The sequence below is a fragment of the Candidatus Nanopelagicales bacterium genome (genome assembly GCA_028687755.1).
GTDB lineage: Bacteria > Actinomycetota > Actinomycetes > S36-B12 > S36-B12 > UBA11398.
Genome location: JAQTZL010000013.1, coordinates 38,041 through 63,838, shown reverse-complemented (window position 1 = coordinate 63,838; position 25,798 = coordinate 38,041). Strand labels below are relative to the sequence as shown.

Genomic DNA, 25,798 nt, shown 5'->3' with positions numbered 1-25,798 from the left:
CGAGACATTCTCCAGAGTCACGGCGCACTGCAACCCAGACAGATAGCTGCCCGTGATGTAGCTGTCCATGTCTGTCATCTGGAAAGCAGGTGGGATGATGTTACTCGTGTAGAGCAACTGAAACTCAGCATTCAGAGGAACAGCGATGTTGATCGGCAAACCGTTGCTGTCCAGGAAGCCTGTCAGTGTCAGCTTGTTGTCTGCGTCGATGTACTGCTCCGAAGCCATCGCAAACCTGTAGACAGGAGAGTTGTTGGCTTCGACCAAAAACGATCCAGGCAAGTAGAACTTGCTGTCGTAGTTGTCGATGTAGACCATGTACACACTGACGTTGCTGTAGGTGATGCCTGAGATGTACTGTTTGGTGTTGGCCAAGACATCCATCGCGTACCCGGTCGATGTCCGGTACAGGTTGGCGTTGGTGGAGTTGATGCCGATACGTGCCGTGGGGTTGAACTTCTGGAAGTTGATCTGCTTCAGCGAGGGCGTTGTCAGATCGTAGGCTTTCAGTGAAGCTTGATCCCTGGACGTGTCCAAGACGTAGTGGTAGTACGTCACCAGGTACAGATCGTTGTTGAGAGCGTTCACCAGCTCGATGCCGGACAGCTCTTTCAGCTGCAGCACCTCATTGTCCAGAAGCCCTGTCAGTTTACCGTTGTCCAGCCTGAAGAGTGTTCCCTCAGGGATCACGGTGATGTCATCTGCGTACGAGAACACACCGTTGGTTCGACGAAGATCACGTACCGTGGTCGCCATCTCGATGATGTCCAGGTTGAACTTGGTGATAGGGTAACGTGTCAGTGGAGCAGGGATCTCTGTCTCCAGCTTATAGACACGGTTGGTGACCACGTCCACATCCTTGATCAACTTGAAGTTGGTTCGATCTGTAGAGAACGACAGCTGCTTGGCGGTGATAGGCAACTTCCGATCGCCGATGCTGTTGTCGATCACGGCGTCTTTCAGCTCAGCAAAAGTCATGCCGTCTTCACCGCTGGACACGATGTCTGTCGTGTAGATCAACTTGGTGATAGACTCCACCGGCTGGGTGTACTCGTCAAGTTCTTGGTCAGGGAAAGCACCGGCGTACTCTGTGCTGAACTCAGTCAGCTGGTAGTCTCCAAAGTTCACAGAGATCTTTCCCATCGTGGTGTAGATCAAGAACTTCAGGTTGGTGCTGACTTTACCCTGTGTGATGTATACCGCAGGGATGTGGTAGTTCACCATCTTCTCATCTTGCAAAACCTTGACGATGCACGTGGGTGTCAAGATGTCGTAGACGTCGTTGGTATGGGTGACCAGCAGCTCTTTCCACTGATCGTCTTGGAAATGAAACACCCGGATGTAGTAGAACTTGCGATCAGGGTTAAAAGGTAGTGTACCCTTACACGCCGATGTCAGATCAGCGGGTACATCCAGGACATCGATATCCACCTCTGGCAACTTCAACATGAACGAGAGATATGTCTCTTCCTGGTTGGACTTGTTCAGGGCAAAGTTGATGTAGTTGGTGGTCACCGGGAACAGGTTGTCAAAGTCCTGATCCTCGAACTTCACATCGATGACGTTGTTCTCTGTCTGTCGGATTATGATCGCGGATGTCAGCATGTAGACATACTGGCCGATCTTCACCTTGGTGTGACGAGGGATTTTCAAGACGTGCTCTTTCTGCACAGGGTTGTAAGCCGCTTTGGTCTTGAAGTCGTTGAACAGGATGTTGAACAAGACATTGGCGCTGGAAGGCTGTGAGAAGCGTCCCAGGAAGTCGTAGTCCGACATGTGTAGGTAGAGGTCCTCTTGCGTGTTTGCGAGCCTAGGATAGCGTTTACGCGTCTGCAGAGTGTATTCCTGAATAGCAAAGGCTGTGTTCAGGCTGCTGGTCTCTAACAGGTAGATAAACGGGTTAGACGGATCGGTCTGCGTGACCTTGCCATCCAGCATGTCTGCCACTCGGTTCAGAGAGAGCTGAAAGATACCAGACGGATGGTACTTCAGAAGTTCCAGGTTCTTGAGCTGTTCCTGGATGTCCAGACTTTTGGTAGGTGTGATGTCAGCCATGGGGTTCTTTCTTTAGTCACCGACTTCTTCGTCGGCATTGCCAGGACCTTGGGAGATGATGTCCTCAGGGAATGCGCGTCTGAGCATCGCCTGGAAGTCATTGGTGGGAACCCACCATTCCATCTCGCTGGTATAGAGGTTGATATAAGGGACACCTCGGTGATTGACTGTGTAGCTGTTCACGGTTTCAGAGCCGTCGTCAGCAGCTACCACCAACGCGTGAGGGACACGCATATAGGCGCTGTCAGGGGTCAGATACACCTTGCGGGGATCCTCCCTGAGAATAGCGTCGTTATTGGAGTTACCGGTGAGGTCCATCTCCAGCTGAGCACGCAAACTTGCGTTAAAGATGGCAACAGCTTGATTGAACCAAAACTTCACGATGTCATCAAACGCCACAAACCCCATGGACCTGAACCGGATGTTGATATCCGTGATTTGGGTGTTCAGTGGCTTCTCTTTGTTGAAGTCAAAGATAGCGCCAGTGGGTACCGTGGTAGGAAAGCTGGCGCCTGTGCAGCCGATGTACTCGACATACCGTTTGGTCTGATCCAAGATCACACGGTAGATCCGTGTATTGCTGTCAATCTCTACCTCAGACACAAAGTCAAAGTAGGGATTCAGTACACCCTCGACCACCAGGGTGCTGTACTTGAGCCACACGTAGAACATGTAGATGATCGGGTTGCCGCGCATGTTGGCAAACGTGACATCCAGGTCAAAGGCCTCGAAGTGGTTGGTGACACCATCTACCATACTGAACTCTTGGCCATACAGACCCGGCTCTGAGGTGTGATAGGGCACAGAGATATCCGGCCATCCTGACAACGACGAGATGTTGTTGGTCAGGAGAGGGATAAAGGGCATGTACTTGTCTACCAGAGGGGTGGTGATTCCCTGTGAATCAGGTTCAGACGGTATCCCTAAGCGTGGGTCCAGCATGCACCTGACGTACCGCTGATAGCTCAGTCTGTTCTGATTGAGCAGGCTGTAGAACGAAGGCTCGTTGGTGATGTTGGAGGTGGTCAGGTTCAGTTGAGGTCTTGTGAAGAACACAAAGCCTTGCTGGGTTTTAGACCGAGGGACAGCGTTCGGTGTCTGACGGAAGTTGATGCCGTAGAGGTTGTTGCTGATAGCGCGCTGAAGACTGCCAGTGCTCAGACTTGACATGTACTCGTCAAGCGACTTGGTAAAAGTCAGTTCAGTGGGGGTGGTACTCATAGACCGTCCTTTAAAAAGATCAACTAATTCCTGAGACTTAGACTAAAGGTCGTGAGGGTATTTGATGTCACTGTGGCTACATGTATAGGAACTGTCATCAACCCAACCACTTAAAGGAACACCGCTGTGACTAAAAATAAACCCAGTAGCATCGTGCTGTCACTGGCCGACCATCAGCTTGAGTTGAATGAAGTCAACATGCTGACCATCAACAAAGTCTCGATCCAGCTGTATCCCGATACCGCTCTGACTCTTCTTGAGCATCTGGATTTCTCAACCATTCCTGCTTCTCAATCAGAAGCCATGAACAAGATCGTTGAAGCTATTCGCGGTGAAAAGGTCAGGCGTTTGACAGAGCGAAATTGGGTTGCGCTGACAACAGCACACCTCATCACCTGGCTGCATGTTCGTGAACATAAAGCTGCTGCTGAGTTTCTGGCAACTCTGGAAGGTAAAGTTGTCGCCAGCTCATTCGACGACAAATACGCCGGGGCTATCATGTACAGCACACCGGGGTCACCAGCAACTATTGTGGTTGAAAACATCCACACCGAGCCCACGGTCAATCTGTTTCGCGGAGATCCAAAAACCCCGTTCAGTTCAAACTCTCTGGGGACAAGTTCACTGCCTACGATGCTTGCCAACATTCAAGCCTTGATCTCACAGTCTGAACCAGTCGGCAAGTGAACATCTTCTTTCTGGACTGGTGTCCTAAGAAAGCCGCTCAGCATCAACATAATCGGCACTGTGTAAAGATGCTATTGGAAACGGCACAGCTTCTCTCTACGACTCGGAGAGTGCTCATCGGGCAAACAGGTGTCTGTAAATCTACCCACGTGAATCATCCTAGCGCTATCTGGGCGAGAGAATCTCTGGGTAACTACAGATGGCTGTTTCAGCACTACTTCGAGCTGGCCAAGGAGTACACTTATCGCTATGGAAGGTTTCACCAATCTCTTAAGTTGTTCATGAATCTGCATCCTGACACAAGACCCATCTCTGGACTGACAAGTCCAGAGATGACGCCTATACGTTTAGCGATGCCTGACAAATACAAAACAACTGACCCGGTGGAAAGCTACCGCGCTTACTACATCGGTGAGAAGATCCAGGGCAACTTCTGGACGCACCGACGACAGTCAGAGTTAGACAGTTGGTTAACTGACCACCTGACCGACTCTCAGTTCAAATTACCCAAACAACCCAAATAAGGACACAGTTTTATGTATGAAGAAGACAGAATCGTAAAAGCCGTGTACGGCGGAATGACTATTCTGCTGGACGATCCGCGAGATCCTTCACTCAACAATGTCCGCGTTTCGCAAATGGGACAGAGTGCCCTTGAGTTCATAGTCAACGGACCGTTCTCCAGGTCCACCGACCCGGTGCTTCGGAGATTTGCTAAAGCGTGCCAGAAACAGTCAGAGATCAATCAGCGCGTCCAGCTCACAGTTGCCTCAGTTGCAGCCGACCTTTTCCGCGCCACGGTGATTGATCACATTGCACATGTCGCGACCACCACGGATGAATGGAAGCAAATGCACGCTTGGTTCAGCAAACTGTATTTGTTTAACCAAGCATCAAAAGAAGAAATCGGTGTTTTTTGTACTAACCAGCAAACTTTGGTCTTTAAGATCAATGAAGGTGGTATCACGGTAGATATACGTAATAACAGTGACGTAAGCCCTGTTGCGACAGGTTGCAGTGTCAAAGAAGCATGGAAACAAATGGAGTCAAGATGATAAAATTTGCGCAAGACAAAGATACCTTCGGAAACATTCAGATTCGAGGTACGGACATTTGTAACATGATGATTGGCGACACACACGTTGCGGACCTTTCGACAAATTCCATCAATCGTCTACTGTCGTCCAGCCTGACCAAATTGGATAACCAAGCTGTCCGGCGGTTGGTCATCGCCTGTAAAGTTGAGCTGGAGAAAAGGCAGACCATTCAGCAGTCTGAGGAAGATACCGAGCGCGAGCTGCTCGAAATTTTGCTGACTGACGAACTGGAAAAGCACAGTAATTTGGGACCCTCTGAGAAGAAGGAGATTCTTCATCTGCTTTTGGGGAAGACTCAGACACCAAAGTCACCCAGCGTGGTCTATGACGCCGTTCACGGACTTATGGTTCAACTTTCTGTCCTCCGGGCAGATATGTCTGAACCCACTGTTCGCCTTATCAGTGTCGAAGACTTTGTGTCAGAAGTGGTGCGTTAAAGACAAACTCTATACACCTGGATTAGTTCCAGGTGTATAGAGGTGTTTTTCTTTTGCTTATTCAGCCAGGTACACGATCTTCCTTACGGTCTTGTTGAGATCTACCATACCCAAAAGAGCAACCTGGAAAGGTGCTCCTTTCACAGCGCGCTTACGTTTTTGAATAAGATCAAAGACCAAATTCACGCGAGCCCTGTATCTGTTCACGATCACAATCAGATCCTTGATCGTTCGCGCGTTATCGAGCATGCGCGTAGCCTCTGTTCGCTCTTTCATATCGAAATCCGCCACACCTTCAATTTTGGTAGACTCGTGCTTCTTCAGCTCCGAGACCATTTGATTGAAGATCTTGTCGTTCAAGAAAAAGTAGAACCTCCAGTAAAAGGCCTCTGAGCTCTTAAGCCACGTCTTGAAAGCGCCCATGTCCAAATCGAGACCTTTGTTTTCGTTGTCTTTGTCCTTCAGCCACTGAATAGTTTCCTCAGCGAACTCATTGATGTGTCGCTGCTTGGTGGCCACACCCTCAAACCACCCTTTAATTTCACTGCCTGGATCCATGACACTGTTGCGCCAGATGTCACTCGCCAAACCTTTGAGGACACCTTCTGTGGCAAATTCAGAATACCCAATTTGGATACTCTCGGTAGCAACAATGCCGTTAGTTTCTTTGAAACGTTCTGCAAGAATGGACTAGATGGTTTCCATAAGTAACCTCTGGTTGTTAAATAGATCACAGCATCTCCCGTATAAGTCAGGTATGATTTGAACAAATCCGCCCAACCCTAGGAGCACCCCATGGCAGTCAATGGTCAACCCACACTCTTGGACCAAGTCCGCAACGTCATCACGACCTACAAAGGCACAGTCGGCGACGGCATGTCTATCGCAGACGTGACCAAGATCGCTCGTGTGGAACCCATCACACTCATCTCATCCAACCTGACCGGTCAGAAAGACCTGTACAACGTGCTTCATGGCGTGTTGAACATCTACATGGCCTACTACCTTCAGGCCGTCCAGATCCTCTCCTCACAGCTCTACGACTCCCGTATCCTGAAGATCCTGGACAAGACCAACCCAGACCGCGACATCAAGACCTTCCTGACATCCGGTCAACTGGCCTTTGAATCTGACAGCTCGTTGAACCTGATGGCTGAAGCCGGTGTCTCTCCTTCTTTGGCTGTGCGCACCATGTCACTCCGTGGATGTGAGCACCGCTTGCCTATGGTGAATCGTGGTCTGGTGTCCAGTGGTCTGGTCCATGTCGAATCAGCCATGTTGAATAACTACGGCTACGGCAACGGAGCTGGTGAAGAGTACTCTGAAAACGAAGACCTGAACCGCAATACCGGTCTGGACTCTGCTGTGCCTCGTATCCAAGGGTTTGACAAACTGGGTATGTCTATCGGTAAGATCGTCGAGGTGTCGTTTACCACCGGTGAAACCAGCACTCGTCAGTTTAAGAGCGACAAGAAGACCTTGGATACCAACACAGTTCGTATCCCTGTTGTGATCAAACTGGACACCATGATCATCCCTTCTGACGCTATCGCTGGCATCACCACGATGAACGCCGATGAGATCACGCTGGGTTCTCGCGCTCGCGCTGCGCTGGATGGCCGTATCGACATCATCAAGGACTTTATCCTCTGCTCTGACCTGATCAAGCAGCAGAAGAAAGCCATGATCAAAGACGGTACCGGTTTCTACGCTCAGTTGCTGAAGCGCATCAACAGCTCCAAGCTGTACTCGATCCTGTCTGGCAACATCTCTCTGGCCGGTGTCTCTGCTATCTACGTCATGTCTGATGAAGACGAGGCAGAAATCCAGCGCAAGATCGGTGGTCGTTTGTCCAACCTGACCACACGCAACATGGTCTTCAACAACACATCTGCCATGATGTTGGTGGTGATCGACAAAGCTTGGGAGCGTGTCTCTATCTATGTCCGTGACATGGACGGCTTCTCTCAGGGGTCTATCGACTCCTTCAAACCCATGTCGGACAAGAACAACAACAATATCGGCGATATCCTGAAGGCATTTAGCCTGAGTCAGGGACAGGTGTTCTGACACCCGGTGAGCACCCAGCATCTGTCTTCGGGCAGATGCTGGGTGCCTGCTCTTTGTAGGGTGGGCTATTTTGTGATATCCACTTTTTCCTTATACCTCAGAGGTGTCTATGTCTATCAACATTGCCGAGTTTGTCAAGAGGCTGGTTCCGTCACTGAGTCGATCAGACATCGAGACCGATCTGTCTATCTCTCTCGAATCCATCCAATCCATCATCGATACCTGCACCAGCCTGTCAGAGATCGACAAGGTGGCCAAGCTGAACAGTCCGAAGGCTGTCAGCATCGTCAAGGACTTCTATGCGGAGTTCAACAAGTCCGGTCGTCACAAGGTCAAGATCGGGAAGAAGTTTCCTGATGACATGATCGCTCTGATGCACAACCTCCGTACCAACGGTGAAGCCATCCGCAAAGAGGTAGAAGACATCTCCAACGAAGTTATCGTCACACACGCCATGACGACCTTCAAGGCCAACATCATCCGTGCGGTAGGTCACTACTACTTCATGACACGGTATGCCACCGACCTGCTGAACTACATCTACGTCAAAGAAGCCGAGCACGGTGGCGTGGAGTTCACGACTGAAGGGCAGCTGAAGAAGACGCAGTTGGACTTCATCGAGAAGAGTCTGTGGATCTTTGCTCGTCTGATCTCTGTCTACGGTGACACACCAGAACAGCTGCATGAGCGCATGAAGGACCTGACCGATGCCCTGTTGCCAAAAGACTCTGTCGACGAAGTCGTGGAAGTCTACAGCGTGAATCAGCTGGACATGGTCTCTGGTCTTCCCAGCGGGTTTGTGGGGTGGCCTATCTACAGCGTGCGTCTGGTCTTCGCTCAGTGGGAAGCTGATCGCTACCGGCACATGAAGGACAAGAAGCGCCTTCTGGAACTGCGCCTGCTGCACCTGAAGATGCTGAAAGAGAACGGTCAGGCTGACCTTCAGATGGAACGGGAGCTGACGGCTCTCCAGAAGTCTGTCACAGACCTGGATTACAAAATCACCAAGATCGAGGAAGACGTCAATGGCTGAAATGATCCTGACGACATCTGGCTTTGCCCTTCCTGCAAACCAGCACTACACGCCGTTCACCGAAGACATCGACGTCGCCGATGACATCATCAACATCCGTCGGCTGGCTTCTGTCTCTGACGGACTGACAGACTACTTCAAAACCAATCACGTCAACAACGCTTCGCTGGCGTCTATCCTCTATCGAAAGTACCAGAAGGATCCTTCCTTCGACAACTTCATGGAGATCGTGGACTTTGTGACATCGATCTTGCAGAGTGTTTCGGTACTGGACTTTGTGGAAGCGCAGATCCGCAATCCGCATGTGCCACCCACATCAATCACTTTTCTGGAAGACCTGGTGACGGGTAAGTTTGACAAGTACCAGGCTTACAACCAGCTGCCGTCGAACTTCCGGTTTGTGACCAACACTGGGTTGACGGAAGGTGCTGCTGCTCGCTTGACCGACTCGTTTGCAAAGCGGGTGCGTGACGCCGTGGCGTCCAATGGCTATCGGCACAGTGTTGAGCCAGCCACCACCTGGGTCAAGATGTTCGAGAAGCTGATGTTGGACAAAGGTGACTTTGTGGCGTTCTTCCGGTATGTGTTTGTACATCGGTACTGATGTGTTGTCTAGACCACCTCTGGGAAGTCCCAGAGGTGGTCTTTGACTTTTATACAGTTACGTACATACTTATTGGAAATACCCTATCGAACTCTCTACGTTGTGTAGATAGCGATAATGACCAAGGAGTTTATATGCGAATCCATCTTCCTATTCCTGGAAAAGATAACCCGCTGATGAAGCGCTTTTTGACGGCACTGAATGCTCGGGCGGCAGTGTTAGAAGACGGTGTCTGCCGCAGCTATAAGCAGCTGTTTTATGACCGCTGCATCAGCGCCGCTCAGCGGTATGACCGAGAGTTAGTGTTTAAGGCAACTGAAGACGGCCATACCGCTGAGATCATTGGTGTAGCGCCACAAACCGGGGACACCCAAACGGTTCTGAGCATAAGCAGAGATATCCAAACCCAGAAATTTCTTGTGAGATACCTGGGTAAGGCTTATACATTCTGGGAATTTCAGGCGGGGTTGGTAAACGGATTTGTGTCTGATGAAACTGTTGAAGATGCGCAGACTGAAGTGCGTCTTGAACATTCAGCGGCAGCGGCAGGGACCATTGGCGACACGGCGAAAAAGGCGGCTGTATTTGACCGCATACTTGACGTAGAGCGCCTGCAAGACCGAGTAGGGATTCGGTACCATAGTGCGTATCATCCGGCGTTGGAGCATATGCTCAGCAGTGTGCATTTTCAGGCGTTCTTGTCTATGCTGAGAACCAGAAGCTTGACCGCAGGTCACGCCGAAGACCACTACGTGACGCTATTCTTCCGTTACTGCGTTGAACCTCTGGTCTGTCAACGAACCAGCAAAGGTCCGCATGCACTCGAGTGTATCCCAGCTCCAGACGGCGACGGCATTGTCTTAGGGCTTCTGGACAGAAAGGGTAAAAACATCTGCCGTTTGTCAGTGGTGAACAAAGATAGTGGCTACGAGATACGCTATGTTTGGTCTAACTCTGCGCCGGCCATTTTTTCAGAGGCTTCTCTGATTGAATCGCTGGACGCTCATTATCAAGCCGAGTCTGATGTTCGCACGGAAGTGCCAGAAGAGACATCGCCAACATCAGCTACTGTCTCTGATGTCGATTTGAGCAATGCGTCACTGTCTGTGCTTCAAAGTCTTCAATCGGTGACAGAGATGGCGGATCTCAGTCCCGCGGTGATGGTCAGTGTTCATGCGTCGGTGGTCGAGAAGACCAAGCTTCAACAGGAGCGCGTCATAACTGCGTCCGATATCGCACAAATTCGGGCGGATGACGCATTTCAACTGCTGACCGAGTTCATGACGCACATCGACCGGAAAAGCTTTGCAAGCATCCAGTTCTCAAGGCTTCTGGTGAATTCTCTCCAAGGCATGGCCACGAGCGTTGGTGGCAAACTGGAGGCTTGGTCTTGCGAGCCTAACTGTGCCATGGTCGCCGTAGTTACCTCGTCGAAGTACGCCATCGATAAAAGGACGATTCTCAAAGTCGTCAAGCGCGAAGAAGGCGACTTCTACGTTGAGGCTGCTTTCCCTTACGACCTCCGGATGACACCTGGGTACGACCTGTTTCTTGAACGTCTGGCTGTCGCCCACCTGGCTTAAAAGAAGTCCGCCTAACTAACTCATTCAAAGGAACATTCATGTCAAAAATCAACTTCACCGGAAAGTCTTTAGAGACTCTCCGAGCTCTGTCAGACACAGCTGCGATGACACGCGTCACCGCTGGTATCAAGACAGACATCTGTCTGGCGATGCTTGATGCCAACCCTCCCAAGGAGAAAGACAAAGAAAACATCCGTTGCGAAAACAACACGGTAGAACTCTTGGCAAGACTGTTGTCTGCACTGGAGACCTTCAACTTTGCTTCGGTTAAGTTTCCTGACCTGTTTGTCGAGATGTTGAACGAGAAGTTTTGTTCGAGCTCAGGGGTCACTGCCAATGTCAAAGATCCATCAAAAATTGTGATGGATTTGACCCATGGAAACAAGCTCACTATCCGTCTGAAAAACGAGGAAGAGCTTAAGAAAGTTTATCGGTCTAGCATTATCATCGAACAAAACACCGATGGAAACTTTCAGACCCAGTTACAAAGTGGAGGTCGGTCGGAAACAAATTTTCGCACCACAGCCGAGTTGGCGGAATGGCTGCTGTCTTATCACCGGTCTGTCCAGCGTGTTCCCGTTGGGTCAGTCGATGAGAAACAAGCGACTGTAGAAGATGTGGTCAGAACCAATATCGCAACGCGGACCAGTGGCGCAATGCCCTGGCCATTTGCCATACCGGGCTTTCCTGTAACCACCGCTGCTCAGTGTGCAAACGCAGGATTTCCTCGGCATCGGTTTGGTCCGTACTCACTCTGACACACCCGCACCTGATGCCAAAAAGGAAGGTCTCTATGAGCGATGAACAAACCAAGGTTCAGCATTTCCCTGTCTTGGACGGAGGAGAAGTCGGCTTCTCTCGATGTATCACCACCGGGTTTTCAACAGACCAGTGGTCTGACGGCAACATGGATCTGAGTCTACAGCGCAACGACGGTCCTTGGCGCTGGATAGATGTGGGTTACATCCGGTTTGCGGATCCGTCTGCAATAACCTTGGAAGACGCGGCAACGTCTCCCAGTTATTCCAAGGGAGCCGACGCCTTCATAAAGTACAAACGCAGTTTGACAAAGGCGCAGGCTTGCCTTGTTCACAAAGTTGTCCAGAAGGCCATTGAGAACACTTTTCAGGGGCGTATCCCTGCCAACTCTGAAATCGAAGCGTTCTGCAAAGAACACAACCTTTAACCTATAGGAGGTCACATGACCCGTCATTTGAAGATGCAATTCGAGAACACTGTTCCGGACGAAATCAGTTTGTCTCAAAAAGGCATGTCGTTTCGGCACTCTCCGTGCAAGGGCGACCGCGTCATCGCGCTGGATCCCAAGACCTTCAACAGTCAGACTGTCCACTGTGCCGGTGGAACCAACGTCACCTATCGCGGTGACTTCATTCGCGAGCTTCGCAACGCCAAGAGCATTCGTGCCTTTATGGCAGACGGCACGCCTGTTCGTGTGAAGTTTGGCGAACATCACCCGCGTTGTCGCGTCGTCGATATCATCCGGGACGTTTATTGATCCAAGCCTCACGGACCCTGTAAGGTCCGTGAGGTTTTGCGCACTTTAAGGAAGGGAACTTGTATGGATAACGTAACCGCTTTCCCTGACAATCTCTGTACGAAGGAAAACTCATGAGCATTCACAGCTATCGCTCCATCTCCACCCTGACAGCCGAACAAAAGTTTTCGCTCATCTCCCAGGAAGGCGGGTGCGAACATGTCTGCGCTGATCCCTCTCTTGCCGCCTATCTGAAGTCAAGCTACTACGCTGTAGAAAGCGGTGGTGAGAAGACAGTGCTTTGCGCCAGTTGTCAGACCGTCGATCTGAACGCGTTCGAGATGCGTGAGGTGGATTGCACTATGTGTCACGACACAGTTCCGGCTACAGAAGCACGTCGTTGGAAGTTTCACGATGAGACCTACGAAGACGAGGACGACGGCTACTATTGCCGACCGTGTCAAGGTACTCCAGCGTTCCGAGCTATGACCACAAGAGATCGTCGTGAAGTTGGGTCTACAGAAGACTGGTGGGATGTAGACCATGACTGAGCCCGTGTTCAGTGCCACGTGCTACACCGGTCAACCGCAGACTGACAGGGAGGAAATTCTCTGTCCTGTCTGTCAAGACAAAGACCGTCTAGTGACGCTGCGGGCCGCGGGTTGGTACGACCCGTACATCGAGAACCCGCACATCGACAACAAACGGAACGATCGATTCACCAAGAGACGCATGGGTCTCTATGTCCACTATGGATGCCTGTCCGAACAACGCAAAGACGAGTTGCGTGAAAAAGGCTATCATTTCAAGTAAAACAGCGAGGCAGGGACCACAACGATTCCTGTCTTTTATTTTCATCGACAAAGGAGAAACACCATGTCAGAAAACAAAACAACTGCGCGCGTGACAGCTCCAGTTTCTTGGGTGGGGTATTCACACACCTCTCCCGAATACCTCATCTTCGATAAACTCCTTGACGACTACTCGTCAGAAGCCTTACAAGCTTTTCGCGACACATTCATTGCTCCAGACGAAGACGTGTCTGCCGTCCAGTGCAGGAACCATCCTGACTCCATGAAGCTTCTCACTCGTGTCGACAACATTCTGACAGAACGTAAGCGGCGATCTGTTTCAAAAGACCTGGTTATCCGTGCCGCATGGATGGCTAAGCTGACAGCATATCTGCAGGAAACCACGGAGTCGCCGCTCGATCTTGGTTGTCGCATGTTCATGTTCCGCGAACTGTTTCTGGAGAATCAAACGCACTGGTGGGTTTATAACGAGGTGGAAAACTACAGCAGCTCATACTGTCTTTCAAAGAGAACGGATGATAAACCCAGTCTGCGGATAGAGTTTGTCCATGAGCAACCTAAAGACAGGCAAAAATTTACTGTCATAGAGCGATTGTCTTCCGGAGACAATCGCTACACGGCTACTGAATTTGGGAAGTTTCTGGACACGGTTTCAATTCCTGTTCGTCGACAACTTGTCACACTTGACATTGTCTTTGAAAATAAACTTTCATAAAGGAAGTCAAATGAACGCAAATAATCCCGCCAACGCAATGATTGCTTTGCTGGCCACACTGGAACGCATGGACGCTCCGGATAATCGGAGCCGCTGGACACACCTCAAGGATGAGGGTCTTCAGTTCCCTGTGGTGATGGCAGGTATCCCGTTTGTCGCTGAGCTTTTTTACCGTGTGATGACCGGGCACAGGATCAAACCCAGGCGGCGTCTAGATTCCTATGACCGCTCCGAGATTGCGGCACATTACGTCATGCTCTATCCAGAGGGTGGAAGACTGACACCTTTGGATACGAAGAAAATACGACTGAAATAAGTCTCTACCTCTCCTTAAGTGGAGAGGTAGAGATCTATAGTTTTTGAAAAATCTTCGGTTACATATATACACACTGAACATACCTTATCGACTTCGACCACTCCCGGTCTGACAGTAAGGTGAAGAGGAATTATCATGTTTGGTATAAATATCTCTGTGTCTTCTGGTCTGTATACCGCCGCTCAGCCCCAGGTTGTGGAGATCAACATGACTGAGATTGTGTCTGATTGGCGCAGCATTCCTGGTGTCGTGGATTATCTTGCAAACCGTCTCGGCGGCGCCGAGTCCATGGAAATCGAAGACATGTTGATCAGTCGAAGCAGTGCGTCAGAACAAGAAACACTAGCTTTTTTGTGGGCAACACAGAAACAAGTGGAGTCCGTGACATCCAACCATGGTCGGGTGCGATTCATCTAGTCGAAAGAAAAGACCACCGCGGGGTGGCTTTTCTTTTTTGGTTGTTGGGGTATGGTTTGACCCCCTGAAACACCGTAACACGAGGACAGACCATGCGACCTAGCCGACTCTTCAGCGCAGAATCAGACAGCGCTATCAACGAAAACCCCAACGAACTTTTGCTTGACAAAGTCCTGGCTCTTCAAGACACCAAGAAAGACGGCATGTCCGTCACCGCTGAGCTGCTCCAAAAGCGTCAGACTCTGAAAGCCGACATCGAAAAGCAGATGAAAGAAACACCTGCCGAAGGTGAAGGAGAAGCAGCTGTTCCTGCCCCCGCATCTGAAGATACTTCCGGTGATAACGCCGACAACACCAGCGCTTCAGACGACAAACCCACAGACGCACCTGCTCCGGCTGACACACCAGCACCTGAAGCCAAGAAAGAAGATGGCTCTAAAGAGGAAGACCACGTGGCTGCAGCCGATGACGTGGACAGCCTCAAGTCCATGGTCGGGTCAGCCAAGGCCGCTCCTAAAGAAGACACCAAGACAAACGAAGCCAAACCAGGCACCGAGTCTTTCAAGACACCAGCCGCTCCTGTCAAGATCCGTCCTTCATTGGACAACATGTTCACACCTCTGGCCATGTTCCATCGAGCACACAAGCTCCGTATGGGTGGCTATGCTTTTGCCACAGAGACAGAAGCCAAGAAAGCAGATCAACACCCTGTGGTCTACGCCAAGAAAGAAGTCTTGGACAGCATGAACCGCCTGATCGCCATCGCGCAGACATACATCGACAAAAACAAGTCATCTATCGCTGGTGCAGCTGACGGCATCAAGCGTGTGAGTGAACGTCTGACTGTCTATGAGTCCCTGCACGCAGCCAAGAAGTTTCACTTCACCAACGACATGGTATCCGACCACGATATCCTGAAGATGGTGTCAGTGCCTGCTAAAAGCGATCCAGCGGTCACAGGAGACGTTTTGGTGAAATACCTCGACTCCGCACTTCAAATCGCCACAAAGCTTGCCAAAGCTCCTATAGAGGACCTTTCTTCTGCTTTCAAGACTGAAGGGTTCACTGACAAGACTGGCGTGGTGTCGTATGACAAGATTTTGCCGGGTTTCTTTAATGTGCAGCTGTCGGTGGGCAACTTCACCAACTACATCGAAACAGACTACAAACAGTTTCAGGTGTATGCCTTGCAGCAGGTACGTCAGCAGGAGCTGTACGAGTTGAGCTCGATCAGCATGACCGACGACAAAGACTTCAAGAAGCTTATGGAGCACTGCTCCAAGATCACTGTGAGCGCTGGTTTGACTGTTGACAACCTGAACCTGATCAACGAGAGCTACAGCAAGTTCATCGATGAAGTGAAAGCGATCACTTACGACGTGGAGAAAGAGACGCGCAAGGATCTGTCTCAGTTGGGTCTGGATGAGAAGATGAAAGATTTCATCCGGTTCAAGCTGATGACCGAGATTTATCTGTGCAACATCGACTTCTGTGTGAAGTTTTTGACCGGGGTGTTGGCAGTATTGGGCGTGGTGAGTAAGTTGGCAGAGTAACTGGCTATCCGGCCGCACCCATAATGGTATGGCTGAAATAACGAGGCCAATCGATTGGTTAACAATTTTTTCTGAAGGAGCCATCATGGCAAAAGGTTTGTTTGCAACTGAATCTGACGATCTGAACGCTGAAGTGGGCGGTGATCTGGAATCTGGCGCCGAAGTTGGCGCTATTGCTGAAGTTGAGGCCGATGTGTCATCCGACGTTGTCGAGATGGGTGAGACCATTTCCGACATCGAAGGTGGTGTTGCCGCCGGTGACCAGCTGGCCGAAGTTGAAGACGTGTTGACGTCCGCCGTCGACAGCGGTGAAGGTTTGTCTGAAGTCGCGGCCGAAAGCGTGCGCTTGGCTTTGCGTGCCATCTGCGCGCCTATTGGTGCAAATCCCAAAACCGTGTACGCCATGTACGCCAAGGAAAGCTTCCAGTCCGACTCTTCTCGCCTGGCCAACAGCCAGTTTGCGCTTGAAGGCGTCAAGGAGTTTTCCAAGGACCTGTACAAGAAACTGAAGGCCGCACTGGAACGCCTCTGGACCAAGGCAAAGGCTTTCTGGGACAAACACATCAGCAACTTGGGTCGCGTGAAGAAGGCCACCGAGGCCATGAAGAAGAAAGCCAAAGCTTCTTCCGGAAAACTGAAGGCTGGTCCTTTTGTGGAATCTATTCCAGCTTCTCTGGCAAAAGGCTTCATCGCCAGCGGACAGTTGGACTATTCCAATGTCAAGAAAGTCATCGACGCACATCTGACGTTTGCGGGATCTGTTGCAAATGGACTGGAAGCCAGCGGTCAACTGATCGGTGTCCTGACGGCACAAATCAAACAGCTTACCAGCAGCGACGCCGTTCCAGAATTCGACAAAACCGGCGAAGAGACTGTGATCGAGGCCAAGGGTCTGTACGGCGATCGTGACCTCAAGGTCACGATGGACATCTCGAACGACGATGACTCCGTGACGGTCGACTTCAACATCGAATACGAAGACGGTGACGCTGATGCCGACGGTAGCAAAGGGATGACCATCCCCACGAAAGACCGTCTGGTTGAACTCTTGACCGGCATTGACCGTGTCATGAAGGAAACTGTCGACTTCCGCAAGAAGTACGACAAATCCGTTCAAGAAACCGGCAAAGCGCTGCAAGCGATGAGCGACGCCGTTCAGAAGGTGGACGAAAAACACACCGCTGCTCTGCGCAAGCATGTTGGCTTCATCTACAAGTGCTCGACCTTCGACACCAAGTTGATGAACCTGTTCCTGGCTGAAAACATCAAACTGGCCCGTGGCGTCATGTCCTACGCCAGCTTTGCTCTGAAGCAATACAAGTAATCCGCTAACAGTATCACCACCTTCTCCTCTGGGAGAAGGTGGTGATCTGCATTTGATAGTTTTTCAGATACATATATACAAATTGAACATACCGCACTGAACTCGATCACGTCTGATCTGGCATAGCGGTTTAGGAGTTCACTATGAATCAAGGTACCAACTTTTTCACCTTTAACAATCGGTCATCCAGCGACAGGGATTTGTATGGAATTGCGTCGCTGCTGGGCGGCGCAACAACAGGTCGTCAAAAAAATGACTCTTCGGTCGTCGGAGCAGGTGCCGCGGTAGCCGAAGAAAAAGAAGAAGAGATAAGGATCAGCGCGACAGAGCTGGAAATGATCGGGCAGGTAGCTGAGGATCTGTTCAAAAATAAGCTTTCCCGGCAAGAGGCGATTGTTCAGGCTGCGGCCATCGTCGGGCCAGCGAACACTGCTGTGCTGACGGCTGTGGGTAAAAGAACAGTGGCTCGAATCGTGGCAGATATTTTTAGCGGGTCCGACAGCGCTGCCGCAAGCACAGAGTCGGACAACAACAACAAAGGTTGCACCGGAACATCCTCGGCTCCTGTGGATCAGGCGGGACCCAGCTCTTCGGTGCCTCCTTTGGATCGGTTTGAAGAATTGAAGCAAAAATTTCAAAGCAACCATCGGGGGCGCAAACAGAAGAAGAGTCTGGTCGACTAAGACCAGACTCTTCTTCTAAGAAAAGACCACCGTGGGGTGGCTTTTCTTTTTTACATTTGTACCACTTATGATTAGGTACATAGTTACTGTATCAACCAACCGAAAGGAACTTTCATGTCTCTGGAAAACATCTTCCCTTACACCATCTCTGTCGGTGGCTTTCTGTTTGAGCGTGACGCTGCTGGGGCGCTGATGATCAACGGCGTGCCTGCCGACAATCTGACAGGACAGGAATTGCTCAGCATCTTCAATTGGTGCAATCAACCTCATCAGCGCAAGCGCGGTCTTGAAACAGATGACTCACTGATACCGGTTTACGATGTACTGGGTAGTCTGGAATTGCTGGCGGATAAGAAGACAAAACTGAGACAGGATAACCTCTCGCTGGGTGAACTGTTTCAGATCAAAGCCCGACTGGCGTGCATCTCTGGAGTGCTTGGAGATAAGTTTGGTACTGTCTATCATGCCTTCGAATACATAACGCTCGCCAGTGTCGTACCTGACGATGTGACGGAGGGAAGCTTCAAGTTGCTGAATGAGGACGGCTTCAGATTCGCAACAGTGACCCGAGCGCTACCTGTAAATCAAAACAAAGAACTGGTTTTTCAGTTCGACGGCCTATGGGTAATGGGTGGTGTGTGCGAAGGAGCTGAAAGTCGGCAATTCAGTCGAGATTATCAGCGTCTGATCGCAGAACATCCGGAGCTGACCACCGGCGTCGATGAAGACTATATCCTGGTGAAGAACACCCCTATGTTGAATCCTGACACAAAAGCCAAAGTCAAGGAGATCTTCCTGGAGTCTGGCTTCACGGTCAAGGCAGGTGAAACCGATCTGAAAGACTACGTTTACGACGCGGCAGCCAAACTGCTGGCTTGGGGGAAGTACAACGGTGTTTAATGAGTTGAATAATTAACTCTAAAGGATCCCATGAGGAAACCACTTCGACCCTGTGTCCGGGTCATCGTCATTCACAACAAAAAGCTGATGGTGGGGCGCAAGCCTATACCAGGTAACATCATCATCCCGGTCTTCCCGGGCGGAGGTATCGAAGAGGGCCTCTCTGTCGAAGAGGCGGCTCGTCAAGAGGTGCTGGAAGAAGTAGGGGTCGATATCACCGATGTCAAGCCCCTTGGACTGACTGTGGACTACCCTGGTATAGGGCTTAGCCCTGAAAGAGCCAAAGTTTACTCTGGCGCCAGCGATACGTATGTTTATGCCAAGTTTCGCAAGGTGGACAAATCTCTCTTCAACTCTGAAGGAGATGGCTTTCCGTATACCTGGGAGACCCCAGCAGACGCATACGAACTCATGAAGTCCTCACCCCCTAGCGTGAAAAATGAAGCGCGCCTGCAAGCGATAGAGAAGCTTGCATTGATCCTGAAAGTGGATCATGTTACCAAGCAACCTTCTCTGAAGTCCTGGAAGTAATCAAATCAGAAGAGACACCCTAACCGGTGTCTCTTCTTTTTCTTTTGTTTGTTTCTGAAACTATCTGACTTGCATATATCTAAACTGACAACAAGCCTTCTTCATCAATCTGCATTTGGAGGAATAACCCATGAGTCAAACACTGAGCGATCTTCAACGTGAGTTGGGTGACAAGATCGAGGAGATACAGGATGAGCTGTGCAGTCTCAACGCACAGACCAAGCATTGTTTCGGTCATGTCGCTGGAACACGGATACTGACCGTACCTGGACCCAAGGTCTCGGTGGATGTGACAGCTGAAGTCACACGCTTCATGACTTACCTGATGAGCACGGACAAGTGCTTGAATCTGGTCACGAAAATGGACCGACTCAAAAACACCCCAAGTTTACAGGTGACCAAGGAGTTTCGTGAGAACCGTATCAAGTTGTACAAAAGCGAAATTGTCAAGGAGGTGGAAACAGCGGCCATGGAGGCTGGGTTCATGTACAGGCCCATGAGTAAGCGTGTTGTCTATCTCGGTGACTGCTGGTACTCGCATGTAGACACACAGCTGTACGATTTGGCCATCTTGGCGTGTGGGTCACCCAAGATGATCACCCTGTGTCGGTCCAGACGACATCTGGTCGAGAAGATCGCGACTATCATGTCTCAGAACAAAAAACGACCTGATCGTGATATCCTTCTGGGTCTGTTCACACAGGCTAAAGAAGGAAGTCTTCCCAGACAGTACAAAAACTGGGAAGTCAGTGACGCTAAAGGACGCAGTGTGGCGCATGTCTACGTGATACACCACACACCGGCACCCAGCTTCAGTGCCTGGGGGATCTCCACCAAAACAGGATGGACCGTGGCACACACTGCGGCTCTGTATGGACATCTTCCACCGAGTTTCAGTCAGTGGAACCTGAGACTCCCTACCGGGGAGACTGTGCTGGATATCTATGACCGTGTCCGTAAGTTTGCAAAGTCAGAGCCCACCAACTATACAAAGGAGCGCAATCATGCGCAAGACAGATACCGACGAAATGTGGCAGAAAGTGCGATGCGGTGAACTTACCGCAGAACAGTTCAAAAAACAACTGGAGATTTTGGTTGAGAAAGATTGGGCTGAGTTCCGCTTACAGATACACCAGCTGACTCTTCAGAAGAAGTTTTTGCAGGAGGTCTTGGTTCGCTTCAGTCCATACAAGTTCTTGGTCCGTAACTCGCGCGCACGGATGACCCACGAGGGACACGCTATTCGATTTCTGAAATGCAAGGGTCTCTTATGAACATCACGGAGCTTCAGCTCTTTTTTGATCAAGCGACACAAAGGTACCCTTCCAGAGAGGGTAATCTCCAAGACCGTCGGAGAGCTGTGAAGCTGCTCTCTGGCAGCAAGACCTCAGACACAGCTCCAGTGATCGATGAATTTCTGTCCGTGGTAGATGTCTCAGAGGGGGTGGCAGAGATGGAGGGCTTTCGAGTCTTCTTCTTCAACCACCAAACCGCGTTTGTGATCGACACCGTTCACAAAACGTTTGCCGTAGCAAGTCTCAGAACTTGCGTTCTTTTCATCAACGTTTGTAGGAAACACAACCATGAACCCAGACAAACCCATCATCCATGACCTCGCTGAACACGGTATGAAATTTCATATCGTCGAAACGCCAGAAAACCCACAGCTGGGTATGTCCTTAACGACAGTCAACGGCGAGCCACTCTCCGACATGGACCTGGAGTCACTGTCCGCGCTTCACGATATCGTCGACCGCTCTGTTTTGACAACCAACACACAGCTCAAGATTAACGTTTTGACTCTGTGTCAATCCCAGATTCATCAAATCTTGGAGGTACAACACAGCCTCGTTGACGCACAGAGGCTACTCAATCAAGCTGTCCAGTACCGGCTGACTCGTCTTGCGCAAAGACAGAGAGAACCCGCGCTGAAGAATTGGCTGTTGAAGTTGGCTGAGACCGAATGCCAGCAACCCGAGTCAACAGGCCGCGCATTTCAACCATATACGCCGACCTGGATATCGGCGCCCATCGTATCCGGGTACGGCTATAGCGACGGTGCTACTGTGGCTATGATTCCGTCGGTGCACTTTGATATACACGGCGACTATATCCGCCCCAAACACGATCTGACACTCTACCCACTTGGGAGTAAGGATGGACTGAACTTCTTTCTGCAGACAAGGGGGGTGGTAGAACTGCGCACCAAATTGGACGAAAACCTTGTGCGTCAGCTGTCAGACCTCGGTCTTCCAAACTTCCCTGCTCTCATTTAACTGAACATCTGAAAGGATAATCTACATGACGACCCAAACTAACAACCCTACAGACTCTGTGAGCACGTCAGAGGCAGAGACAGAGAGTTCAATCACGATCCACGGTGTCGCCACTGGCAATAACGAAACCTACACCGCACGGATCAATCTGTACGGCACTCTGGAGACCTGGGTTCCCAGCCACAGTCCCCCTAACCCTGACGTACATATCTCGACCGCCGGCATTACAGAAACCGCCGCAGACACCTACGCCAAGATCGCGCATATCCCCGACCGCAGTTCTATCTATGTGTCTCCCGACGCCTATTCCAATAGGGTCGCGATAACCGCCAACCGCCCAGTCCCCCACCGAGAACGATTTGACGCACAGTACAGAGATATCATCGCGGAAATTCTGCTGGAAGGTATCACACAGGGTAACCGTACCGGTGAACCCAGTCGCTGGATACCCACAGCCACCGTCAAGGTGGATCTCCAGAAAGAGTTCCCGATCCTGAATCTGCGAAAGATCTACCCCAAACAAGCCATCGGTGAGATGCTGGGTTTTCTTCGTGGGTACACCAACAGCCAGCATTTTGAGGAGATCGGTTGCAAGTACTGGCACGCCAACGCCAACCTTCCGACCAAAGGGTCCGATACCTCACCGTGGTTGTCCTCTCGCCATCGGTTAGGCAAGAATGATCTCGGTGAGATCTATGGCGATCTTTGGCGGCACTGGGTCGGGGATGACGGGATGGTGGTGGATCAGGTTGCTGATGTCGTCGAGGCTATCCATCGCACACCGGACTCTCGTCGTATCCTGGTAACCGGCTGGAAACCTGAGTCGGTAAAGCAGGTTCGCGGCGCGCTTCCTCCTTGCCATGTCATGTGGCAAGTCATGGTCGATACCCAAAAACGTGAACTCCACCTCTCATGGACGCAGCGTTAACTAATCCGAGCGCCTTTCGGGAGTGATCCCGATCGAATAACCTGTCTAAACGGGGAAACTCTCATCAGAGACAATCCCGTGCTAAATAGTCCTAGCGATATTAAAAGGTACGCCAAGAACATACTCTGTCTAAACTACAGAAAGTGTTACAATGACAATAATTGGCGCATACCTTTTAATAGATGTAAAAACTGGAAAGTTTTACGTCGGTAGCTCTGGCGATATTGAAGCTCGCATTAAGCGACACCTTTTTGACCTAAACAAAAACCAACACCACTGCCACGGGTTACAAAAACTTTGGTGGGAAAATAAGGCTTTGAGTAGGTCATATATTCCGACAAACACAAGAGAAGATGCTTATGTCGTCGAAGCAGAGCTGTTGGATCGCTACAAAGATAGCGACCTTCTTTTGAATATCGGTCTAGGTGTAAAGGGCGGAGATAATTTAACTCGAAACATCAATCGAGAAAAAATTATCGCTAAGATAACAGAATCTGTAAGGTCCAGAATGTCCTACATGTCAGCAACCGAACGAAAAATACTCTTCGGTAAGCTGGGTAAAAGAAACGGCATGTGGGGAAAAACACACAGCGCTGAAGCTAGGGCTAAGATAGCGAAGGCTAACTTAGGAAGACCTAGTCCTCTGCTTGGACTTAAAAAGAATCTGTCGCCTGAAATGCGTAAGCGTATATCGGATAAAGCTAAAAAAAGAATTGGTGCGCTAAACCCCTTTTTCAATAAAAAACATTCAGTAGAGACCAGGCGTCGTTTATCAGAACTAGCCAAGGCAGCCGCGCGAACACCGCCAAATGCCAAAAAGGTAAAGATAGACGATACTGTGTATAATTCGGCCACAGAAGCTGCTAGAAAACTGAATGTTTCACCAGGCCTTATTTTGTATAAGGTTAAAAGTGAAAAAGAAAAGTACACTAATTATCGCTTTGTGACTTAAATGCCTAACGATCATCTCGAAAGAGAGTAGGGGTCAAGTGACCTCGAAACGATAGGGGGCTCTTATCTGAGAGTCCGTGATATGATCTGCTCTGCATGGCGACATGCAGCTGCGCGTGATGGCGCGGGCTAAGAAGAGAGTGTCCGCCGTGAGGCGCCACAACGATCTTGGTTGAACATTATGTCAGTGGATACACTTTTGGGGCTTCCAAGTAACATGGTGGGGTACGCATTCCTCCTTGCTTTGCTGGCACGTGTCACAGGCTACACGCCACGTACGGTCACCGGTCATCTGAACCAAGTGCACATCTATGAGTCCCATCTGAAGGCAGCTGAACTTCTTCGCTCTCGGTTGTTGGACAGCCCTGTGTCACGACTGGTCTTTAACGAGACCACCGCACCTCGCCCTGACCCAGTCTTCCTGGAACCTTGCGGTTGGTTTCTGAAGACGTGTGACCACAGTCACTACGAGATCCAGAACTACCATCCCCAGGAAGCCATCCCTGGTCTTGTCATGGCCGTGTAAAGAAAGCTAACTCCAGACAGACTCTTCGGAGTCTGTCTGGATGTTTTGATACTTTTTCTTTTCCCTGTATACAAGGAGCCCTCATGGCAGGTCTGTACAAAAATCAGTCAGTCGCAACCAGGTATGCACCACCTGTCATCGCTACTGAACACAACAGCTTGGACACCGACTTTGAAGAGCTGCGTCTGAGCGTCAAGGCTTACTGCTCTACCGCGGTGATCATGGACGCTATCGCTGCGGAGTCCTACTTCTTTGTCCGTCCTGACAACCGTGCTCTGGTGAACGCTTATACCGCTTTGCTGGGCGAAACCTGTAAGGTCCCTGTGCCAGCTCAGATCGCTGAAGAAGCGTTCCAGACTGAACACGTGACGTCGGTGAATGCACAATTTGCACTGGAAGGCTGGATGGGTGACATCTGGCAGAAGATCAAGAACTTCTTCAAGAAGATCTATGACACGGTAGCCGCCTTCTTGACCAAACACTTCACACGTCTGGGTATTGTGAAGAAGCGCTTGCAGAATATCAAGACGGTTCTGTCAGAGACTGACAAGGAGATCGATCCCGCTGGCATGAACGAGGAAGAAGTCACCTCAGGGTTCCAGAAAAAGTACGTGGGTCACAACGAGGTGAACACCGCCACTGTGGGTGAGTCTATCGCCAACATGAAGCAGTGGATGGCTGCCTTTGTGGCGATCAACACTGAAGCCACCCAGCTCTCCAAATCTGGACTGGTGGGACCAGGGTTCATCAGCCACATCAAAGCCTTGAAAGAGAAAGCCAAGTCAGCTGGCGTCGCTATCGATGCCAACAACGCTGAGAAGGGCAAGATCGGTGCCCTGAAAGGAACCTTCACCAAGGAAGGTCGCGCACAGAAAGCCGACATCAAGGAATCCAACAAGACTCTCTCTGACATCCAGAAAGACGCCACCAAACAAGCTGCCGATGCTGACAGCACTGTTGACCAGAAAGCTTTGGCAGACGCGGGTACTGAGGACGCCAACGCAGCTAAAGTTGAAGCTGAGTTCAAGCAGTTCATGGAAAAAGTCAGTGGACACCTGATGAAGGTCCAGGGCAAAGTCATGATCAACGGCTTCAGGCTGAAGGAAGTGACCATCGACGAGAGCAAGGGTGTGCAGGTGGTCATGGAAGACGCCACAGAGACTCCTGGCAAATTGACCTTGGGTGGCAAGATCCCTCTGACTTCTATGTGCAACGACGCCATCGAAATCATCGAGATGGCTGAGAACTCAGTCAAGAACTACTCGGCTGTCAACGACGAGATCATGAAGCAGCTGAAGAACGTAGACGCATTGATCGCTGACATCGACAAGGTGGACCCAGCCAAGTACGGCAAGTACCGGAACGTTTTGTCACAGCAAGTACAGAAGCGCTTGAAGATGCTTCAGGCTTTCTTCCAGAACTACAACCAGGTTGGCAAGAATGTCTACACCCACGCACTGGAAACAGGTGAAGGGTATGTAGAGTACGCCACGCTCTCTCTGAAACACTTTGCATGAAAGAAGACCGGGGATCACTCCCTGGTCTTCTGACTTTTTTACCGCTACATATATCTTAGTTGACCTT

29 protein-coding genes are annotated in these 25,798 nt (G+C 50.4%); 26 read left to right on the top strand and 3 right to left on the bottom strand.

Features of this window, described 5'->3' with window-relative positions; genetic code table 11:
• Positions 1-2,055 (bottom strand): hypothetical protein (locus PHN51_11855; protein MDD2819473.1); only part of this gene is annotated, 2,055 nt, incomplete at its 3' end.
• A 12-nt stretch (positions 2,056-2,067) separates the two neighbouring features.
• Positions 2,068-3,276 (bottom strand): hypothetical protein, encoded by a 1,209-nt coding sequence (locus PHN51_11850; GenBank protein ID MDD2819472.1) that lies wholly within the window; start codon positions 3,274-3,276, stop codon positions 2,068-2,070.
• Positions 3,277-3,402: 126 nt separating this feature from the next.
• On the opposite strand from PHN51_11850, the gene PHN51_11845 reads away from it, so the two are divergent.
• The 3 genes from PHN51_11845 to PHN51_11835 all read left to right on the top strand — a co-directional run bounded on the left by PHN51_11845 (position 3,403) and on the right by PHN51_11835 (position 5,497).
• Positions 3,403-3,963 (top strand): hypothetical protein, encoded by a 561-nt coding sequence (locus PHN51_11845; protein MDD2819471.1) that lies wholly within the window; start codon positions 3,403-3,405, stop codon positions 3,961-3,963.
• A 536-nt stretch (positions 3,964-4,499) separates the two neighbouring features.
• Entirely contained in the window at positions 4,500-5,018 is a 519-nt protein-coding gene (locus PHN51_11840; GenBank protein MDD2819470.1) for a hypothetical protein, read from the top strand.
• Between the two features lie 65 nt (positions 5,019-5,083).
• Positions 5,084-5,497 (top strand): hypothetical protein, encoded by a 414-nt coding sequence (locus tag PHN51_11835; protein MDD2819469.1) that lies wholly within the window; start codon positions 5,084-5,086, stop codon positions 5,495-5,497.
• 57 nt (positions 5,498-5,554) lie between these two features.
• Here PHN51_11835 and PHN51_11830 read toward each other — a convergent pair whose 3' ends face one another.
• Positions 5,555-6,055, bottom strand: a complete 501-nt coding sequence (locus tag PHN51_11830; protein ID MDD2819468.1) for a hypothetical protein — start codon at positions 6,053-6,055, stop codon at positions 5,555-5,557.
• A gap of 237 nt (positions 6,056-6,292) precedes the next feature.
• Between PHN51_11830 and PHN51_11825 the strand changes: the two genes are divergently transcribed.
• The 23 genes from PHN51_11825 (at position 6,293) to PHN51_11715 (ending at position 25,731) form a co-directional block, all read left to right on the top strand.
• On the top strand, positions 6,293-7,567 hold the full coding sequence (locus tag PHN51_11825) for a hypothetical protein (protein ID MDD2819467.1): 1,275 nt from the start codon (positions 6,293-6,295) through the stop codon (positions 7,565-7,567).
• Positions 7,568-7,676: 109 nt separating this feature from the next.
• Positions 7,677-8,600 (top strand): hypothetical protein, encoded by a 924-nt coding sequence (locus PHN51_11820; GenBank protein MDD2819466.1) that lies wholly within the window; start codon positions 7,677-7,679, stop codon positions 8,598-8,600.
• Positions 8,593-9,204 (top strand): hypothetical protein, encoded by a 612-nt coding sequence (locus tag PHN51_11815; GenBank protein ID MDD2819465.1) that lies wholly within the window; start codon positions 8,593-8,595, stop codon positions 9,202-9,204. The genes PHN51_11820 and PHN51_11815 overlap by 8 nt, the downstream gene beginning before the upstream one ends.
• Before the next feature lie 134 nt (positions 9,205-9,338).
• Entirely contained in the window at positions 9,339-10,787 is a 1,449-nt protein-coding gene (locus PHN51_11810) for a hypothetical protein (GenBank protein MDD2819464.1), read from the top strand.
• Between the two features lie 38 nt (positions 10,788-10,825).
• Entirely contained in the window at positions 10,826-11,545 is a 720-nt protein-coding gene (locus PHN51_11805; GenBank protein ID MDD2819463.1) for a hypothetical protein, read from the top strand.
• Between the two features lie 35 nt (positions 11,546-11,580).
• Positions 11,581-11,973: a hypothetical protein gene (locus tag PHN51_11800; GenBank protein MDD2819462.1), complete on the top strand. Its 393-nt coding sequence runs from the start codon at positions 11,581-11,583 to the stop codon at positions 11,971-11,973.
• A gap of 15 nt (positions 11,974-11,988) precedes the next feature.
• On the top strand, positions 11,989-12,303 hold the full coding sequence (locus PHN51_11795; protein ID MDD2819461.1) for a hypothetical protein: 315 nt from the start codon (positions 11,989-11,991) through the stop codon (positions 12,301-12,303).
• A 113-nt stretch (positions 12,304-12,416) separates the two neighbouring features.
• Entirely contained in the window at positions 12,417-12,833 is a 417-nt protein-coding gene (locus tag PHN51_11790; protein MDD2819460.1) for a hypothetical protein, read from the top strand.
• Complete coding sequence (locus tag PHN51_11785; GenBank protein ID MDD2819459.1) at positions 12,826-13,095, top strand: hypothetical protein; 270 nt, start codon at positions 12,826-12,828, stop codon at positions 13,093-13,095. Before PHN51_11790 ends, PHN51_11785 begins: the two co-directional genes overlap by 8 nt.
• A 63-nt stretch (positions 13,096-13,158) precedes the next feature.
• Positions 13,159-13,809, top strand: a complete 651-nt coding sequence (locus PHN51_11780) for a hypothetical protein (protein ID MDD2819458.1) — start codon at positions 13,159-13,161, stop codon at positions 13,807-13,809.
• A gap of 10 nt (positions 13,810-13,819) precedes the next feature.
• Entirely contained in the window at positions 13,820-14,125 is a 306-nt protein-coding gene (locus tag PHN51_11775) for a hypothetical protein (protein MDD2819457.1), read from the top strand.
• Between the two features lie 207 nt (positions 14,126-14,332).
• Entirely contained in the window at positions 14,333-14,542 is a 210-nt protein-coding gene (locus tag PHN51_11770; protein MDD2819456.1) for a hypothetical protein, read from the top strand.
• Between the two features lie 92 nt (positions 14,543-14,634).
• The gene (locus tag PHN51_11765) at positions 14,635-16,095 is read left to right on the top strand and encodes a hypothetical protein (GenBank protein MDD2819455.1); all 1,461 of its coding nucleotides are present in this window, start codon (positions 14,635-14,637) and stop codon (positions 16,093-16,095) included.
• Between the two features lie 85 nt (positions 16,096-16,180).
• Positions 16,181-17,419 carry a hypothetical protein gene (locus PHN51_11760; GenBank protein ID MDD2819454.1) on the top strand — a complete coding sequence of 413 codons (1,239 nt, stop codon included), beginning with the start codon at positions 16,181-16,183 and terminating at the stop codon, positions 17,417-17,419.
• Positions 17,420-17,562: 143 nt separating this feature from the next.
• Positions 17,563-18,102 (top strand): hypothetical protein, encoded by a 540-nt coding sequence (locus PHN51_11755; GenBank protein ID MDD2819453.1) that lies wholly within the window; start codon positions 17,563-17,565, stop codon positions 18,100-18,102.
• A 114-nt stretch (positions 18,103-18,216) separates the two neighbouring features.
• Positions 18,217-19,002 (top strand): hypothetical protein, encoded by a 786-nt coding sequence (locus PHN51_11750; protein ID MDD2819452.1) that lies wholly within the window; start codon positions 18,217-18,219, stop codon positions 19,000-19,002.
• A gap of 30 nt (positions 19,003-19,032) precedes the next feature.
• Positions 19,033-19,533, top strand: coding sequence for an NUDIX hydrolase (locus tag PHN51_11745; protein ID MDD2819451.1), 501 nt, complete (start codon positions 19,033-19,035; stop codon positions 19,531-19,533).
• Between the two features lie 130 nt (positions 19,534-19,663).
• The gene (locus tag PHN51_11740; protein MDD2819450.1) at positions 19,664-20,587 is read left to right on the top strand and encodes a hypothetical protein; all 924 of its coding nucleotides are present in this window, start codon (positions 19,664-19,666) and stop codon (positions 20,585-20,587) included.
• 529 nt (positions 20,588-21,116) lie between these two features.
• Positions 21,117-21,809, top strand: coding sequence for a hypothetical protein (locus PHN51_11735; protein ID MDD2819449.1), 693 nt, complete (start codon positions 21,117-21,119; stop codon positions 21,807-21,809).
• 25 nt (positions 21,810-21,834) lie between these two features.
• On the top strand, positions 21,835-22,737 hold the full coding sequence (gene thyA, locus PHN51_11730) for a thymidylate synthase (protein MDD2819448.1): 903 nt from the start codon (positions 21,835-21,837) through the stop codon (positions 22,735-22,737).
• A gap of 151 nt (positions 22,738-22,888) precedes the next feature.
• On the top strand, positions 22,889-23,689 hold the full coding sequence (locus tag PHN51_11725; protein ID MDD2819447.1) for an NUMOD3 domain-containing DNA-binding protein: 801 nt from the start codon (positions 22,889-22,891) through the stop codon (positions 23,687-23,689).
• Positions 23,690-23,869: 180 nt separating this feature from the next.
• The gene (locus PHN51_11720) at positions 23,870-24,214 is read left to right on the top strand and encodes a thymidylate synthase (protein ID MDD2819446.1); all 345 of its coding nucleotides are present in this window, start codon (positions 23,870-23,872) and stop codon (positions 24,212-24,214) included.
• A gap of 83 nt (positions 24,215-24,297) precedes the next feature.
• Entirely contained in the window at positions 24,298-25,731 is a 1,434-nt protein-coding gene (locus PHN51_11715; GenBank protein ID MDD2819445.1) for a hypothetical protein, read from the top strand.
• Positions 25,732-25,798: the final 67 nt, after the last annotated feature.